Raw genomic sequence first — 15,599 nt, forward strand, 5'->3', positions numbered from 1 at the left:
TAGTGCTCTGCCCTATTACAGTCAAGCACACAAAATGACATTTGTTTTAAATTAGATCATTAAAAACTAAGGATAAATAATTAAAATTTATTGTTCATTTGGGGTTTATAAATTATTTATATAAAACGTAGTATATATGGCTAATAAAAGTTTATTGTTTACTTTAACTTGAGTATGAATCATATATTTTGATAACAATTTAATTCATTTATACAAGGATAATTATGACTTTAAATACAGTAATGCTCTCTACTCAAAGGCTTACCCTAAAACCATTTACCGCAAATGATGCAGATGAAACCTATAACTGTATTACCCCTACGCTCACACGCTATATGGCTTGGGATCCTCAACCAAGGCATGAATTCGATCAAACTTGGAGTAATTGGCTAAAGAACTTTGCTCTTGGCACTGAAATTATTTTTGTTATTAGAGAGACATCTTCTCAAGTATTTATAGGTCTTGTAGGACTACACCGTATACAAACAAGTAACCCAGAGTTAGGCATATGGATACGCGAAGATTACCACTATCATGGGTATGGTAGAGAAGCTGTAACAGCAGTAGCAAAGTGGGCAATTGACTTTGTTAAGCCGGACTTTTTTGTTTATCCCGTCGCCGAAGATAACTACCCAAGTCGCAAAATTGCCGAATCTTTAGAGGGCAAAGTAGTTTCAAAATTTACTGGTCCCAAATACGAAGTTGTAACCTATGAAATTCCTGTTAGCTTTTAATTCTATAAAAACCATATTAATCAAATGGCTATTAGCTTCATAAAAGATACAACTTGCAAAATAACTGCTATGGCAATATTTTAGAGTAATTACTCTAAAATGAGATCTAATAATGAAAAATATAAGAATTGGTTCATATCACTGGATGCAAACTACAAATGGTCAGCTCAGCTTCAAAGAAAAAATTAAATTAATTCAAAAAATTATGGTGCCTAGCATCCTGAGTTCTATAAAAATAAATTATTATCGATTTCAAACTGGTAACGATTTTGATATAGGGCAAATTGTAATACCAGATACTCAAATGATTAAAATCGCACTTGAGGAACTAGAATCAAAATCAAGTATATCTATCTACAATCATTCATGGCGAACATACTTCTGGGGAGCAGCCCTAGGTCATTTACAAAACCGGCAGTTTGACCCTGAGTCACTCTTATTGGCTTCACTTTTTCATGATATTGGTCTAACTGAGCAACATATACATAATAAAGGCTGTCAATGTTTTACATATGAAAGCGCTAAACAATTTGAGCAAAAGGCGAAAGAATATAACTTTGATGACAAGAAAAGCGAAGTGATTAAAGATGCTATATGTCTACACATGAATGGATATATAGAGGATTCTGATCCACCTGAAGTTATTCTATTACAGCAAGGTGCTTCTTGTGATGTAATTAGTGACAACCAATATAAGCTCCCCTTATCTTTTAGAAATGAAATTTTAGAAAAATATCCTAGAAATCAATTTAATAAAGAATTCATTAAACTTATTAATTTAGAGAGAAAAAATGTTCCGAGTTCGCGAACAGGCTTATTATATGACCTTGGATTACCCCTCATGATTAAATCAAATTTATATAATGAATAAGTTTAATTAAACATATTAGTCATAAAACAACTTTTCTATCATGACGAGAAATTTCAATTAACAACTGTTTTATATTCCTTAGCATGAGTATGCCTTAATATATGCAAAAGATATAAATTAAAGGCACCCGCTCTAATGAATGATTCAGTTAAGTGGTTAGAAATTCTAAATAAAATTACTGGTATTGCTCAAACAGGTTTACATTACTCAAAAGATGTTTATGACAAAGAACGTTATGAGCAGCTTTTAGGGCATATTGAACATCTATTAGAACTAAAAGAAATTAATACAGAAAATTTTATTAATAATGTTCTTCAAGATGTGGGTTATGCGACTCCCAAACTAGATGTTAGAGCAGTTGTGTTTAAAGAAAATAAATTGTTATTAGCAAAAGAAATTGGCGATGGACGCTGGTCTGTTCCCGGTGGTTGGGCTGATGTAGGCTACTCAGCATCGGAAAATGCAGAAAAAGAAGTTTTAGAAGAGACAGGATTGCGGGTTAAAGCCATTAAATTATTAGCTTTAACTGATAGAACCAAGCACCCTCATCCTCCAATGTTTTTACATGTGTATAAGGCATTTTTCTGGTGCGAAATCATTGATGGCGAGCTTACCCCGAGTATTGAAACACCAGAAGTTGGCTTCTTTGGTAGAGATGAACTCCCCCCGATTTCTACAGCACGTGTAACTGAAGAACAGATACAACAATTTTTTGATTATTTAGAGTCAATCCCTGAAGCAACGAAGTTTGATTAATAAAAACCTAATATAAGGCAAGCTCAGTTTTTGTATATGAAAAGTAAAAAACTTGGTCTTTTAAACTCAAAAAATAGCGCTTAACTTTTATGCTAATCTCATGTCTTTTATCAATTTTTATATAATTTTCTTACCCCATGATTCAGTTTTACCACTAAGTAAACTTATGTAACTTTATCCATACAATTTCTCCACAATTTAAAACTCTAACATAAACAAACAATTAGTTCTCTTTTGCTATCTTGTTGTTCATTAAGAGAACACCTCTTAATTTCCTTTTCTTGAGTAACTTATCGTTATTCTGTCTCTTTATTCTGCAATTTTTTAATTCAGTATTTAAAACCGTATATTTTCACTTTAAATACTGAGATTCAATTCTTAGGCTAGATATGCGTACATCTGAAAAACAAGTAAAACCTATTGAGATTGATGATATCAATATCATCGAGAACGAAAAAACCAAAAAAGCGATTACTGCAGCTGCATTAGGTAATGCAATTGAATGGTTTGATTTCGGAGTTTATGGTTATGTGGCATACGTTCTCGGTAAAGTATTTTTCCCAGATGCTTCACCAAGCGTGCAAATGATTGCCGCGCTTGCTACATTTTCAGTACCTTTTATTTTCCGTCCATTAGGTGGTCTTTTCTTTGGACATTTAGGTGACAAATACGGACGTCAAAAAGTTCTGGCCATTACTGTCATTATTATGTCCATCAGTACCTTTGGTATTGGCCTTATTCCATCTTATGAAACAATCGGTTTATGGGCACCTATTCTTTTACTCATCGTAAAAATTGTACAAGGCTTCTCCATTGGTGGTGAATACTCAGGTGCTGCGATTTTTGTAGCTGAATATTCTCCGGACCGAAAACGTGGTTTTATGGGAAGCTGGCTTGATTTTGGATCGATAGCCGGCTTTGTACTTGGGGCTGCAACTGTCGCCTTGATCACACACGCCGTGGGTGAGGCACGCTTTGCCGAATGGGGTTGGCGTATTCCATTCTTTCTCGCTCTACCACTGGGCATAATCGGTTTATATTTACGAAACCGCCTTGAAGAAACCCCTGTATATCAACAGCATTCAGAGCAACAAGCACAAAAAAGCAAACCCCAAAAATTTAGTTTCAAAGAAATTTTTGTTAAACATAAGCGTAGTTTATTGGTGTGCATTGGTCTCGTAATCAGCACTAACGTTACTTATTACATGTTGCTAACTTATTTACCAAGCTATTTTTCGCATAACTTAGGCTATTCAGAAGCACATGGTGCACTTATTATCATTGCGGTTATGGTTGGCATGTTATTTGTACAACCTGTGATTGGTTATTTGAGTGATAAGTTCGGACGCCGCCCATTTATTTTTATTGGAAGCTTTTCTCTTATTTTCTTGTCCTATCCTGCCTTTGTATTACTTAACTCTGGGGTAAATTATCAAATTTTTATAGGCTTACTTATTCTTGCTTTATCTCTCAATATGTCTATCGGAGTGATGGCATCAACTTTACCGGCTCTATTTCCAACTGAAATCCGTTATAGCGCTTTAGGTATTGCCTTTAATTTCTCAGTAGTTATCGCTGGTTTAACCCCAACTCTTACCGCAACGCTAGTTGAAACTACCCATAATCTGATGGTTCCAGCCTATTACTTGATGATTTGCGGGGTGGTAGGTATTGCTACTGCAATGTATTTAAAGGAAACAGCCAATAAGCCTTTAATTGGGGGCGTGCCTATTGCTCACAATATAGAGGAAGCACAAGAGTTACTCGAAGAGTTTCATGAAACTATTGAACAGAAAATTGAAAATATTGATCAGAAAATTCAGGAGCTTCAACAAAAACGTCAAAAACTTGCAGATAAACACCCTGATATAGCATGAGTGAAGCAACGTTTTTTATAAGAGTAGCGACTTAAATGTCGCTATTCTTTTAATATATTTTTCATTCAATTTGATAGTAAAAAGAATTAACTTAGTAAATCTATTATTAGGAATAATATTTAATAAACAAAAAAGCCAATTCTTTCGAATTAGCTTAATTACAGCAGACCAGCTTTAGTTGAAAATTGCTTCTTGGTTTTATTGTTCGCAACAATCTTCATTCGTTTTTGTTATAGGTCTAACTTAGCTTTCCATTGTGACAATTCAATTAAAAAAACACCTCAGTCTACCCCAAAACAAACTTAATACATATATAAGTGATTTTAGAGAACTCCATCACAATTTTGATGGGTGCTTATGATAAACAGCTACACAGCAAAAGGTTTAAATCTATTATGCTTGAGTTATCTAATTGTTAAGTATGTATGATGGAACAGCAAACTTTATTACAAGAACTGAACTCACTCATTGAATACTATTCAAAAAGAACCGATTGCCCGCCTAGTCGAATACGCATCGGCTATAGAGCTTATGCAAAACTCATGCAGTGCCCGCCTTTTGCCGATGAAGTAATAAACTCGGCGCTCGATCCAAATAAGCGGAAATATAAAAAGATAAAAATTAAAATTACCAAAGATGATGATCAGTTAGAAATTGAATAGTTTGAAAGATAAAAGCCCATGAACTGAGCTTTTATCTTCTATATAAAACAGCTTTTAAAACTCGACTTGTACCGTGACCGTATCTTGATAAGTTCCCGCTGGTACCGTGTCTGCGTTTTCATCCACAATTTTTGTAGTAAACACATAGTTCTGCTGAGTTACCCCGTTATGTACCCCCGGGTTAATCGTTGCATTTAAACTCGACCAACGCTCGTTACCGCTTCCCCATCGGTCATTCGATGAATTCTTGAAAATATCGTATTTTAAAAATGTATTTCCCGTTTGCGACTTCATGGCTCGTTGGTTGCCATTTTGCGGGGAAAGTCCATTATTTAAACTCACATAATATGGTGTATTTACAGAACAACGTATTCCCATAGAAGACTGAACAGGCTCAAGCTTGGAAGCAAACGCCGCCGTACCAAAGTTTACGTCTTGAGCTAAAATTCGGCAGTCTGGAAGTACGGTAATTGAGAGTGAACCAAGCGAGTCTGCCCCACTTCCCCAGTTAAAACCAATACCCAATGCACCGCGTCTAAACCCAGGACTCTCAAAGAACACCCCGATTCCCACAATCGCGACTGCGGGCACAGAATAGAACCATTTTACTTTTAACGGTGAGTCGGCTTGATAAACACCCGGCGATACACTTTGTCCAGCCGGAAGCCGTATGTAGAAAGGTAAATTGCCATCAGGCCCGCTAAAAAGATTGACCAGCGTAAAGCTACTCATGTCTTTTTCTTGGCCTAGACTAATGATTTCATTGTTACTGTCTAGAATAATGGCGTTAAGTTTTTCTCCGGTCTGAGCATTGGTAAATGAATTCGACATTTGCTCGACCCGATATTTTAGGTAGGTCATGTTTGCTAAAGCCAAGCTAAAACCCGTACACGACAAACCCGAATTAAATTGTGATGAGTTTTCACCGTTTTCCATTAAGTAAATAGACGGGACCGAAATAGAGGATGTACCTGAAGCACTCACACTACATGCAGCATGAGCCAAATTTCCCGTCAACATCAGTCCAGAGAACATACATAAATGTCTGAGTAATTTTTTTGTTTTTATATTCATGGTAAAGATACCTCGTGACAAGTAACAGGTTTAACCACCACAATCTGCTGCTTGGCTTGATCTACATCTACAGAAAAATCTGCTTTACAAATACTTTGGTCCGAACGCTGAACCGTTACGGTGTTATTCGGTTTTAAATTTTCTAAATAGACAATGCCATCCATTCCCACATAAGAAGACTCTTGATCAGCTCTATGTACTACAGACCCTACCGGCACAGGTTTACCATCTGCCTGAGTCAAATAGACATTTGCAGAAATAGACTGATGAACAGGGAACTTAATCACAACGCCCGAACCGCGTTTAGCCGCTATCCGTTGTTCAACTTGTGTGATTGTAAAGTTTGAAGGTAAGTCGATTGGGTCGACGCTATATTTACCCGAATAGTAAGGCGTGACCGATGGCACAAAAATATGGCCTTTTTTATTACTGCGGCCAATTAAACTGTTTTCGTATCTGACCAGAACATCAGGCACTTGGTTTGTATCGATCAATGCAAAAGATTCACCTAATCGGTTTGAGGCAAATAAATCTCCTGCCATATAAATGAGAGATCCGGATAGGCCAAACCAGTAGTTATAGTCATGGTTTCCAGACAGACCAAAGTCAGTATTAATATAACTGTTGCGGTAATTGACGCGTGCCTGATTTAAATCTTCACTATTTTCATTAAAGCGTCGGGTTAAATCGACACCAAAGCCACCTTCAGACGGAACAGAGCGGTTGAAGTTAACGTAGCCAGTATCGCCCTGCTTATTAAACGCATAACCTGAGTTAACAGTCGCGTTTCGCTGAAACAACGGTATCGAAAGCTGAAATGCAGCACTCCACTCTTTTTCGATAAAGTCACGGTTGGCACTGAGTGAAACGGTCACGCCATTCATATAGGTCGGTAAAACAGGCGCCCATGACAAGTTTAAAAAGCGGTTTTTAAAGTCGTTTGCTTTGGTATTGATATAACCCACACCAAAGGTTCCTGAGTTTTTAGTCGCAAAGTACGTATTGGCCGTTAAACTTTTATTGCTATTGACCGAAATTAAATTGCTATATTGCAGTCGTGAAAGATCGGTATATTCATCATCACGCTGGTTATGGTTAATGCTAAAACCAAATCGATTACGGTTATAGCTATACCCGACCGTATATTGCTTACCCTCTAAGTCTTTGGTGCGATCTTCAGACATAGACTTATCGGCCTTACTTTGGCTAAAAGAAGCACTCAGCACACCTAAGTTTGCAAGTTTGAGTACAGATCCAACACCAAATAACTGTAAGTCTGAGGAAAGCTCAGTACGACCTTCTACGGTAAACCAGTCATTTACCCCATAACGGGCGTCGGCTGCACTTGCAAACTTCCCATAAGAGAAATTTTTAAGTCCGTAGTCTTCACGAATTTTCCCTAAAGATAATGAATAGTCAAATAGGCCGGGCTTTAACAAAGTATTAGAAATATAAAACGGTACGGCAGTGGTAACCTGACGTCCGACTGCATCGGTCGTGACAACAACGGCTTCACCTTTACCATTAATAAAGGGAACATTATTTAATATAAATGGACCAGACTGTACTTCTGTTGAGCTGGTTTTTTGCCCATTAATAATTAAATCGACTGTACTTGGTAAAGCAGCTTGCCCAATAAACTGTGGTAAGGGATAGGTAATTAAATCTGGTCGGGTTGAATAGTTTCTCTGTACCTGAAAACCACCTAGACGGACAGAACTTCCCCAAGTCGTTTTACTACCGGTAATAATGTCACCCAGTAAAAAAGATGTAGCATTCTTTTGGTTATCAAACTGCCAAGATGTGTCATAACGACGATAGCCGTCATTATCTACAGACTCGGCGTTACCTTCATTTTTGTATTGGTTTTTGACATAGACACCAGAGTTTTTAATGACCCCTAACGGAGAGAAAAAACGCTGCTCAGTAAATAAACTGCTGGTTGAACCGCCTTGATAGGGTCTATATGTATAAAAATCATAGTTATTGAGCAGCCCTATACCAGACTGAGCGACTTCCGGCTTATACCATGAGTCTTTACCCAAAACTTGAGTGGGCATCCAAGCGGGCGGAAAATTGAGCTTAAAGTATTGGTTCGAAGATTGATATTCATAGCTTACATCTTTTAATTTATCTAAAGATATCCAATCACTCGCATCACCACTAAACCCCAAGGTCAAAACATCTTGATTAGATAAAGATGTGTCAGTGTTTGTTAATAACTCTTGAGGGATCTTAATTTCTAATTCATCAATCAGCTTCTTTTTTTGTATGAAGTACTCATCATTTTTCACAATAACAGGCACAACTTGCTGGACCGAATACTGGTTCACAACCAAATCTAGGTACAGTTTAAAAAGTTGATTAATTTCATTAATGTCTCTTGGTGGTGGAGGCAAATCGCCTGCGAACACAGTATTTGGAATATTTAAACATCCACCCGACAATAAAATCAGCAAAATACTTTTGCATAAATTATTATGCCGAAGGATCATGATGGATCCTCCATTTTGGTGATTTCGATCAATTCTTGTTTAATACCAGAACTGTCTACACCATAAATTTTAGATGTTTTTGACAACTCATGTGCCGTCGACTGATCAATAGCAAACTTTACAGTGCTATTTGATAAAACATAGCCAAAAGCAGCTTTTCCTAAAGAGATATCATTACCTGTTTTTGAAGTTTTCAGTGCCGAAAGACGCGCAAACTTCTGACCATTATTTTTAAGATATAGCTCAGACTGGCCTTGTTGATTGTTGCGAACTGACCACTGTAAAACCGGTTTTGCTAAAGCATTTTTTGCATTAAGTTTTTGACTTTCTTCGGTTAATCCACTGCCAATTCCTTTCCCATAAGCAAACAATGGAATTGAGTAACGCATTTGGAAACTTACTTTAGAAGCATCTTGCTCATTGCCATCAGAAAGTCGAATCGGTAACTCATCTACAATTAGACGATATGACTGCTCTTTCCCATCTGGCAAATTGGCGCTTTTGGTTAAGCGAAGCATATGCTTCTCGCCTGCTTTAATTTTGGCTACAGGCGGGCTTGGTATAATTTCTGATTGCTCACTATAGTTATCTTTTAAGCCATCTTGATTCCATTTAAATACCCGAATTTGCACCATTGCATCGGTCTTACCCGTATTTTGAAGCCAAACCGCAGTTGCCTTTTCATTGGCTTCAATTTTTGGATAAATCGGCCAAATTAGAAAAGTTGCTTGTGCCATCACAGGTGTAACAAGTGATAATGTACTTGCAAATAAAAAAGATTTTAAAATGCCATTTTTAATAAATGCAGAATTGTTCATACAAATCACCATGTAATCATTATTGAAACAGTATCTTTATAAATTCCGGCCACATGGGGTTCATTATTATTTTCTAAATCAACGACACCATATATTTCAAAATTTGCCAGACGGTTTGTAGGTGTTGTAGCAGGCAATAAATATTTATTACCTACAATATATTCATTGGATAAACTGCTAGAGTTATATAGCTTGTAAGATAAATAATTAGTGGATGAACCATTCTTCATACGTCTTGTATTATTTTGAAAGTTTTCACCACCATCTATAGAAATACTTACAGGTAAACTTTCCGTACAACGGATATTCCAAGAACCTTTGCTATTAATAATATTAGTCACCACTTTATTTTTTGATAAAGCAGAGTATTTACCAAAATCCATGTTTTGCTCAATATTATCTATTGAACAGCCATTTTCAATTTTAGCTTGTACTTTAAAACTTGAATTGAGCTGAGGATCTGCTGCATATATAAATTGACTAACAGATAGCAAAAATATTGCTTTAAAATATAAGTATTTCATTTTTCTTAAAACTCAATCGTAATTGGTACTATATCTTTATATTCACCCTTAGATATACGACTACCATCATGGGTTGCTTGACCAAAAATATCGATATTCTTTTTATTATTCATATCATTAAGAATAAAAGCTTCATTTGCTTTAATGACTTGTTTATTTAAACCATAGAGCAAGTTATAAGCAATAAAATCTCTACCATTACTTAAAGCATGATAATAATTTTGTGAAAATGAAGCTGGAATATTACTATCATTATTTCCTGCTCCAAATATTATTTTTACAGTTGAAATACCTGCACACTCGATCTGAAAACCTGAATTACCATTATTAACTAAACTAGCTTCTAAAACCCCTTTAAAAGCTGTGGTAGCTTCACCAAAATCTATAGTTCCAAAATTTAAATTTGCTGCATTATTTTCTACAACGTTATTATTAACAGAACAAGAAGGCAATAATTCAATTTGACTAGTTAATTTAGCTCCAATTTCACCCGCATTTACTAAAGAAATTAAAAAATAAGAAATTATAAATGCCGAACCACGATTGAATATCATCTTCCCTCCATTTAAAACAGGTCTACTCATATTTGAGCAAACCTGCCACTCAATTAATTATTTCTTTTTTATATTTAGAAATTTACAGTGACTAATAGAGTATCTTTATAATCGCCTTGTGCTTTTGGTGTACCTGTATTTGGAGCAATTGCACCGAAAATTGGTACAGCAGTAGCTTGGCCACTTACTGTAGTGAACTGTTGTGGTTGGTTTACAACATAAAGGTTTGTACGTGCAGCATCGCGATAAACGTTATATGCAACTACATCAGCAGAAGCAGTATTTTTTAAAGTACGGTCTGTACGTTCACCACCATCAATTGCGACTGTAAAATCAACAGGATCTGTTCCGTCACAAGTCACAGAAATATTGCCACCTGTTGCTGCTGAAGCAACTTCAGCAGTTAATACGTTATTCCAAGTACCGGAAGTTTTACCAAAATCTAAAGTACCAAACTTGTTCATATTTCCTTCAGTTTGACTACCACCTACAGTACAGCCTGTTGAGATATTCAATTTAACGTCAACCTGTCCAGTAACAGCTGCTTGAGTATTTACCGCATAACCAGCAACTATTAATGCTGCAAGAAGTGATTTCTGAATGTTTTTCATATTCATAACCTACATATATAATGATTAGATTTGTAGAACAAAATGAATCAAACTCGACAAATAAAATATGGCTAATCTGTTTTATATATAAAACAAATTACCTTTTACTATTGTGTGATTCTCTTCACAATTTAATAACAATTATTTAACTTGTATACACATATTACAAAAAGACTATGTTGAGTTATTTAAAATCATTTTTTTAATCTTATAAAAACACCCGATTAAATACCCACCCCTACTTTATTAAAATGACTAAAAACTAGAAAAAGAAATTATTGTTTTAACGATCATACTTTTTAAATAGTTATTCAAATACAATTATTTATACACACAACAAAAATGAGCATTATTTATTTTTATTAAAATAGGTAACATGACCTATTTTAATCCTACCTAAAGAAATAAAAATAAGTCATTTGACCCATTTTTTAACCATTAATTAGGTCGAATGACCTAGATTTAAAAAATATAGGTCATCCGACCTAATTTTAGTTTAATAGAATTTAAATATTTTATTTATATTTTTTTAATTTCATGGTTTAGAATGCCTTTTTTTAAATAGTACTTACAGGCTGGATAATGATCAAAATTGATACCTTTGATACTATGCAAATAAAGAAGTCCTTTACCACGCTAAAAGGGCAAGAAAGAATAAAGCAGATCTTAAGAAATGCTGAAATAGTTTTTCTTACTAAAGGTTATTCCGGATTTAGTATGAGAGGAGTTGCAACTCAATCAAATATTAGTTTAAGTACTTTGCAACATTATTTTCAAAATAAAGATATTTTATTAAAAGCTTTACTTAATAAATTAATTTGTGACTATATACAGCGTATTGAAATTTTAATCAATTTGAATGCAAATGAACCACCTTTAATTCGGTTTATGAATATTATCACTAATATAATTTATGAAATAGAGCAACCGATCATTACAAATGCATTTAAAGAGTTTTTCTCTATTTCAGATCATTTACCCTATGTATATGAAGCTTTGTCAATCATACAAAAGTATAATCTCGAGCTTATATATAAAATCATTCTCCCTATTCATAATAAAATATCTTCAGAAGAATATAAAGAAAGAGCCATTATTATAATCACTCAACTTAATGGATATTTAGTTCAACATTCGAACAAAAATACAGATGAAAGTTATAAAGAATTTTTAAGAAGTATACTGTTAAAAAATATATTAAGATTAGTCAGTGAACCATAAATTTTAAAACATAGGAGCCAGTTCTCCTATGTTTTTAATATATGGTGGTGTTGTACTCAATTATTATATTACTGAGCGAAAGCTTTAATTTCACTTCGAATCAAAATATGTCGAGATGGAAAGTAAAAGCGATAGGCCAATTCGTAAGAGTCAAATAGAGCTAACTGAGATTGATGAGTTGCCCAATAATAAGCCGTCATTCCCTTTTCTTTCCTCACATTTAAATAGTAAGGAACAGCAAAGTTGTTCGAAACAATCATAAAACTCATAGTATTTGATCTAGCTATTTAGTGGTTTTGGACAAAGTCAGCTTTAATTGAATCTAGCGAACGTAATATGGGCGCCAACATAGACTCCGCAACTCGCATGGCTTCTGACTCAGACTTGTGTTGAATAGCTTGAACAAGTTCACTATGTATTTGCTGGTTTGGGTCAGGTAAATTTTTATTAGTCACTAGCTCTAAGATGTATTGATAGCTTGAGTTTAAGAAATACTCATAAGTTGCCTGTAAAGCTTTATTATGCGTCGCCTTGGCAATTGCCAAATGTAGTTTCTTATCACTTAACATGAAGTTAGCAACATCTTGTTGATTTGTTGCTGCTCTATGTTCTAAACACGCTATAACATCGCACATATCTTCTGGCGTGCTATGTCTAGCAGCTAATTTAGCAATTTCGATTTCTAATAAACATCTTACTTCTACGTGTTCATATAAATCAGAATGATGAATTGAATTAATCACAATTGAAAAGTCATTTTTCGTGCGTACAAAAGTACCCAGTCCCTGTTTGACTTCTAAAACACCTAAATATTCTAAAATTTTAATTGCTTCACGAATGGTGTTTCGGCCCACACCCAAACCTTGAACAAGCTCAGGTTCAGTGGGAATTTTCTCATCTACTTTCCAAATATCATTTTTAATATTCTGACGTATGACATGAATCACTTCATCGACCAGTGATCTTTTTTGAATTTGCTCAATCATTAAAATTGGTACTAGTAAGCTTAAACATACGGTGATACTATCATCCTATGTTTAATTGTTCAATTTCTCTTTCATGCATTTTTAAAGGTTGAGCTCATGGAATTAAGTCAGACAATTTCAAATCTTATTTTTGAAATTCAAAAGCTTACTCAAGCAGTCGAAAAAATTTCTAAAATCCAAGAAATTTCTATAGATGTCTTAGATGAGGCAATCGCCTTTAGATGGGAAAGAGAAAATAATAAAGGTTCGCTCGTCGCGATTCGTAAACCTCAACTCATTTCTTTTAATCATCTGTGCAATATCGACAGCCAACTCACCAAAGTAAAACTAAATACTGAAGCCTTTGCAAAAGGCTTGTTGGCAAATAATGTACTCATGACAGGCTCACGTGGTACAGGCAAGTCGTCTATTGTAAAAGCCTGTTTAAATGAATATCACCACTTAGGCCTTCGAGTGATTGAACTTGAGAAAAAGTATTTAGAAGATTTGCCTAAGATTATTAACTTACTACAAGACCGTACTGAGCGTTTTATCATCTTTTGTGATGACTTGGCCTTTGAAGCCGGTGACTCAAGTTACGCAACTTTAAAAACTGTATTAGATGGTTCACTGGCCTCTAGTTCAGACAATACACTCATTTATGCAACATCAAATCGAAAGCATATGGTGGCCGAATACAATAAAGATAATACCGAGTTAAATGTCGGGGAAAATGGCGAATTACGCCCTGGCGACAGCATTGAACAAAAGATTTCTTTAGCAGACAGATTTGGTTTACAAATTAATTTCTATGGCTTTAGCCAACAAGAGTATTTAAAAACTGTTCAATACTGGCTAAATGAATACAAATGGCAACAACGTGAAACTTGGGAAACGATTCAGTTAAAAGCTATTCAATATGCAACTCAGCAAGGCAACCGCTCAGGAAGAATTGCCAATCAATTTGCCAAAATGATTGTGGGCCAAGAAATGCTAAGTGCAGCAGATTTAACGGTTTAAGTTGTTGGCTATAACATGCTCCATAAAAAAAGCCCTTACGGGCTTTTTTTAATTAAGCAATAAATTTCAACATAAGCTGAATCACAGTTGCATTAATCAAGTCGACAAAGAATGCACCACAAAGCGGAACAATTAAGAATGCTTTATGCGATGGGCCATACATATTGGTAATCGCCTGCATATTTGCAACGGCGGTTGGTGTAGCCCCCATACCGAAACCACAGTGACCTGCTGCCAATACTGCCGCATCGTAATTTTTCCCCATTACACGGAAAGTCACAAATGCTGCATATAAAGCCATAGTCAGTGTTTGAGCACCTAAAATAACCACAAGTGGACCTGCTAAGTCAGCAAGTTGCCAAAGCTTTAATGAAAGCAATGCCATTGCTAAATAAAGAGATAAAGACGCATTACCAAAAACGTCAATCGCGCGGTCAAAAATATCAACCTTCAACACGCTTTCTAAAATATTTCTTAAGATTACACCGCCACCAAGCGCCCAAACGAAAGTTGGTAACTCAAACCAAGTTCCCTTACTAAAGCCAGTCATAAATTCAGCAAATGCTAAACATGCTGCAAACATACCAAGCGTGGTAATTGCATTGTCGGCAGTAATTAAACGAACTTGATGCGGGTTTTCAAACGGTGCAAGATCATCTGAATTTTGTTCAACATGCGTGTCACGCTGCTGAATCTCAGCATTGGTTTTTGCTTGAGCAAGGCTATAACGATTAATGAGCAATTTGGCTAAAGGACCACCAATGACACCACCAATAATCAAGCCAAACGTAGCACTTGCCATACCTAACGCTAAAGCACCCTGAATACCATGCTGGCTTTCTAAAATTTCACCCCACGCACCTGCTGTACCATGACCACCGGTTAATGTAATTGAACCTGCAATCAAACCAATAAGTGGGTCTAGACCCAATAAGGTTGCAAGGCTCATACCGACAGCATTTTGAACAACAATAAATGAGGCTACACAAATTAAGAAGATGACTAAAGCAGTACCACCCTCTTTAAGCTTCATAAAATTGGCACTTAAACCAATTGAAGCAAAGAACACGAGCATAAAGCTGGTTTGTAATTCACTGCTAAAAACAATACTGTATCCCCAAAAAGTGTGGACAAGTAAAGAAACTACCGCAGCGACCAAACCACCTGCTACTGGTTCAGGGATATTATAACGTTTTAAAAAATCAATCCGATTGACAAGAAAGCGACCCAACAATAGAACGATGACCGCCGAAATTAGTGTATAAAAACCATTAAAAACAAATTCCATATATACTACTTTCTGATTACATTCCTAACGGATTGTAAAATAATTATATTTTATTTTTTAATATGTAAAAAAAACACAAATAAACTTTACAAAATTACCCTACCAATAAATTTTTACTATTCTTAAGAA

16 protein-coding genes are annotated in these 15,599 nt (G+C 35.4%); 7 read left to right on the top strand and 9 right to left on the bottom strand.

The window, feature by feature from the left end:
* Positions 1 to 224: 224 nt before the first annotated feature.
* The 5 genes from MKL62_RS00205 to MKL62_RS00225 all read left to right on the top strand — a co-directional run bounded on the left by MKL62_RS00205 (position 225) and on the right by MKL62_RS00225 (position 4,900).
* Positions 225 to 734: a GNAT family N-acetyltransferase gene (locus MKL62_RS00205; protein WP_005128307.1), complete on the top strand. Its 510-nt coding sequence runs from the start codon at positions 225 to 227 to the stop codon at positions 732 to 734.
* Between the two features lie 112 nt (positions 735 to 846).
* Positions 847 to 1,605: an HD domain-containing protein gene (locus tag MKL62_RS00210; RefSeq protein ID WP_005128305.1), complete on the top strand. Its 759-nt coding sequence runs from the start codon at positions 847 to 849 to the stop codon at positions 1,603 to 1,605.
* A 135-nt stretch (positions 1,606 to 1,740) separates the two neighbouring features.
* The gene (locus tag MKL62_RS00215; RefSeq protein WP_001000110.1) at positions 1,741 to 2,361 is read left to right on the top strand and encodes an NUDIX hydrolase; all 621 of its coding nucleotides are present in this window, start codon (positions 1,741 to 1,743) and stop codon (positions 2,359 to 2,361) included.
* A gap of 389 nt (positions 2,362 to 2,750) precedes the next feature.
* Complete coding sequence (proP, locus tag MKL62_RS00220; protein ID WP_001260521.1) at positions 2,751 to 4,238, top strand: glycine betaine/L-proline transporter ProP; 1,488 nt, start codon at positions 2,751 to 2,753, stop codon at positions 4,236 to 4,238.
* Positions 4,239 to 4,666: 428 nt separating this feature from the next.
* A complete protein-coding gene (locus tag MKL62_RS00225; RefSeq protein WP_000437833.1) occupies positions 4,667 to 4,900 on the top strand; it encodes a hypothetical protein in 234 nt (77 codons plus the stop codon).
* Between the two features lie 54 nt (positions 4,901 to 4,954).
* Here the strand turns inward: MKL62_RS00225 and csuE are convergent, their stop codons facing one another.
* From csuE to csuAB, 6 genes are all read right to left on the bottom strand, one after another.
* Positions 4,955 to 5,974: a Csu fimbrial tip adhesin CsuE gene (csuE, locus tag MKL62_RS00230; protein WP_001022722.1), complete on the bottom strand. Its 1,020-nt coding sequence runs from the start codon at positions 5,972 to 5,974 to the stop codon at positions 4,955 to 4,957.
* On the bottom strand, positions 5,971 to 8,469 hold the full coding sequence (csuD, locus tag MKL62_RS00235; protein WP_005128302.1) for a Csu fimbrial usher CsuD: 2,499 nt from the start codon (positions 8,467 to 8,469) through the stop codon (positions 5,971 to 5,973). Before csuD ends, csuE begins: the two co-directional genes overlap by 4 nt.
* Positions 8,466 to 9,299 (bottom strand): Csu fimbrial biogenesis chaperone CsuC, encoded by an 834-nt coding sequence (csuC, locus tag MKL62_RS00240; protein ID WP_005128301.1) that lies wholly within the window; start codon positions 9,297 to 9,299, stop codon positions 8,466 to 8,468. The genes csuD and csuC overlap by 4 nt, the downstream gene beginning before the upstream one ends.
* Positions 9,293 to 9,811 (bottom strand): Csu fimbrial biogenesis protein CsuB, encoded by a 519-nt coding sequence (csuB, locus tag MKL62_RS00245; RefSeq protein ID WP_000876483.1) that lies wholly within the window; start codon positions 9,809 to 9,811, stop codon positions 9,293 to 9,295. The genes csuC and csuB overlap by 7 nt, the downstream gene beginning before the upstream one ends.
* A 5-nt stretch (positions 9,812 to 9,816) precedes the next feature.
* A complete protein-coding gene (csuA, locus tag MKL62_RS00250) occupies positions 9,817 to 10,365 on the bottom strand; it encodes a Csu fimbrial biogenesis protein CsuA (protein ID WP_000577010.1) in 549 nt (182 codons plus the stop codon).
* A 74-nt stretch (positions 10,366 to 10,439) separates the two neighbouring features.
* Positions 10,440 to 10,976, bottom strand: a complete 537-nt coding sequence (csuAB, locus tag MKL62_RS00255; RefSeq protein WP_000790104.1) for a Csu fimbrial major subunit CsuAB — start codon at positions 10,974 to 10,976, stop codon at positions 10,440 to 10,442.
* Between the two features lie 582 nt (positions 10,977 to 11,558).
* Here csuAB and MKL62_RS00260 point away from each other — a divergent pair.
* Positions 11,559 to 12,197: a TetR/AcrR family transcriptional regulator gene (locus MKL62_RS00260; RefSeq protein ID WP_000590088.1), complete on the top strand. Its 639-nt coding sequence runs from the start codon at positions 11,559 to 11,561 to the stop codon at positions 12,195 to 12,197.
* Between the two features lie 68 nt (positions 12,198 to 12,265).
* Here the strand turns inward: MKL62_RS00260 and MKL62_RS00265 are convergent, their stop codons facing one another.
* Both MKL62_RS00265 and MKL62_RS00270 read right to left on the bottom strand, forming a co-directional pair.
* The gene (locus MKL62_RS00265; RefSeq protein ID WP_000637306.1) at positions 12,266 to 12,457 is read right to left on the bottom strand and encodes a hypothetical protein; all 192 of its coding nucleotides are present in this window, start codon (positions 12,455 to 12,457) and stop codon (positions 12,266 to 12,268) included.
* Positions 12,458 to 12,484: 27 nt separating this feature from the next.
* Positions 12,485 to 13,183, bottom strand: coding sequence for a FadR/GntR family transcriptional regulator (locus MKL62_RS00270; RefSeq protein WP_030423594.1), 699 nt, complete (start codon positions 13,181 to 13,183; stop codon positions 12,485 to 12,487).
* 96 nt (positions 13,184 to 13,279) lie between these two features.
* Between MKL62_RS00270 and MKL62_RS00275 the strand changes: the two genes are divergently transcribed.
* Positions 13,280 to 14,182, top strand: coding sequence for an ATP-binding protein (locus MKL62_RS00275; RefSeq protein WP_005128298.1), 903 nt, complete (start codon positions 13,280 to 13,282; stop codon positions 14,180 to 14,182).
* A 52-nt stretch (positions 14,183 to 14,234) separates the two neighbouring features.
* On the opposite strand, the gene gltS is transcribed toward MKL62_RS00275, so the two are convergent.
* Positions 14,235 to 15,470, bottom strand: a complete 1,236-nt coding sequence (gltS, locus tag MKL62_RS00280) for a sodium/glutamate symporter (protein ID WP_000397471.1) — start codon at positions 15,468 to 15,470, stop codon at positions 14,235 to 14,237.
* Positions 15,471 to 15,599: the final 129 nt, after the last annotated feature.

The organism is Acinetobacter sp. AOR01_HL (assembly GCF_027855455.1).
Lineage (GTDB): Bacteria > Pseudomonadota > Gammaproteobacteria > Pseudomonadales > Moraxellaceae > Acinetobacter > Acinetobacter baumannii.

Bases quoted from the DNA above. Each gene is read 5' to 3' on its own strand.
- csuC (WP_005128301.1), bottom strand. From the start codon at position 9,299: ATGGTGATTTGTATGAACAATTCTGCATTTATTAAAAATGGCATTTTA.
- MKL62_RS00275 (WP_005128298.1), top strand. From the start codon at position 13,280: ATGGAATTAAGTCAGACAATTTCAAATCTTATTTTTGAAATTCAAAAG.
- csuB (WP_000876483.1), bottom strand. From the start codon at position 9,811: ATGAAATACTTATATTTTAAAGCAATATTTTTGCTATCTGTTAGTCAA.
- proP (WP_001260521.1), top strand. From the start codon at position 2,751: ATGCGTACATCTGAAAAACAAGTAAAACCTATTGAGATTGATGATATC.
- MKL62_RS00260 (WP_000590088.1), top strand. From the start codon at position 11,559: ATGATCAAAATTGATACCTTTGATACTATGCAAATAAAGAAGTCCTTT.
- MKL62_RS00265 (WP_000637306.1), bottom strand. From the start codon at position 12,457: ATGATTGTTTCGAACAACTTTGCTGTTCCTTACTATTTAAATGTGAGG.
- csuA (WP_000577010.1), bottom strand. From the start codon at position 10,365: ATGATATTCAATCGTGGTTCGGCATTTATAATTTCTTATTTTTTAATT.
- MKL62_RS00270 (WP_030423594.1), bottom strand. From the start codon at position 13,183: ATGATTGAGCAAATTCAAAAAAGATCACTGGTCGATGAAGTGATTCAT.
- MKL62_RS00210 (WP_005128305.1), top strand. From the start codon at position 847: ATGAAAAATATAAGAATTGGTTCATATCACTGGATGCAAACTACAAAT.
- csuAB (WP_000790104.1), bottom strand. From the start codon at position 10,976: ATGAAAAACATTCAGAAATCACTTCTTGCAGCATTAATAGTTGCTGGT.
- csuE (WP_001022722.1), bottom strand. From the start codon at position 5,974: ATGAATATAAAAACAAAAAAATTACTCAGACATTTATGTATGTTCTCT.
- MKL62_RS00215 (WP_001000110.1), top strand. From the start codon at position 1,741: ATGAATGATTCAGTTAAGTGGTTAGAAATTCTAAATAAAATTACTGGT.
- csuD (WP_005128302.1), bottom strand. From the start codon at position 8,469: ATGATCCTTCGGCATAATAATTTATGCAAAAGTATTTTGCTGATTTTA.
- gltS (WP_000397471.1), bottom strand. From the start codon at position 15,470: ATGGAATTTGTTTTTAATGGTTTTTATACACTAATTTCGGCGGTCATC.
- MKL62_RS00205 (WP_005128307.1), top strand. From the start codon at position 225: ATGACTTTAAATACAGTAATGCTCTCTACTCAAAGGCTTACCCTAAAA.
- MKL62_RS00225 (WP_000437833.1), top strand. From the start codon at position 4,667: ATGGAACAGCAAACTTTATTACAAGAACTGAACTCACTCATTGAATAC.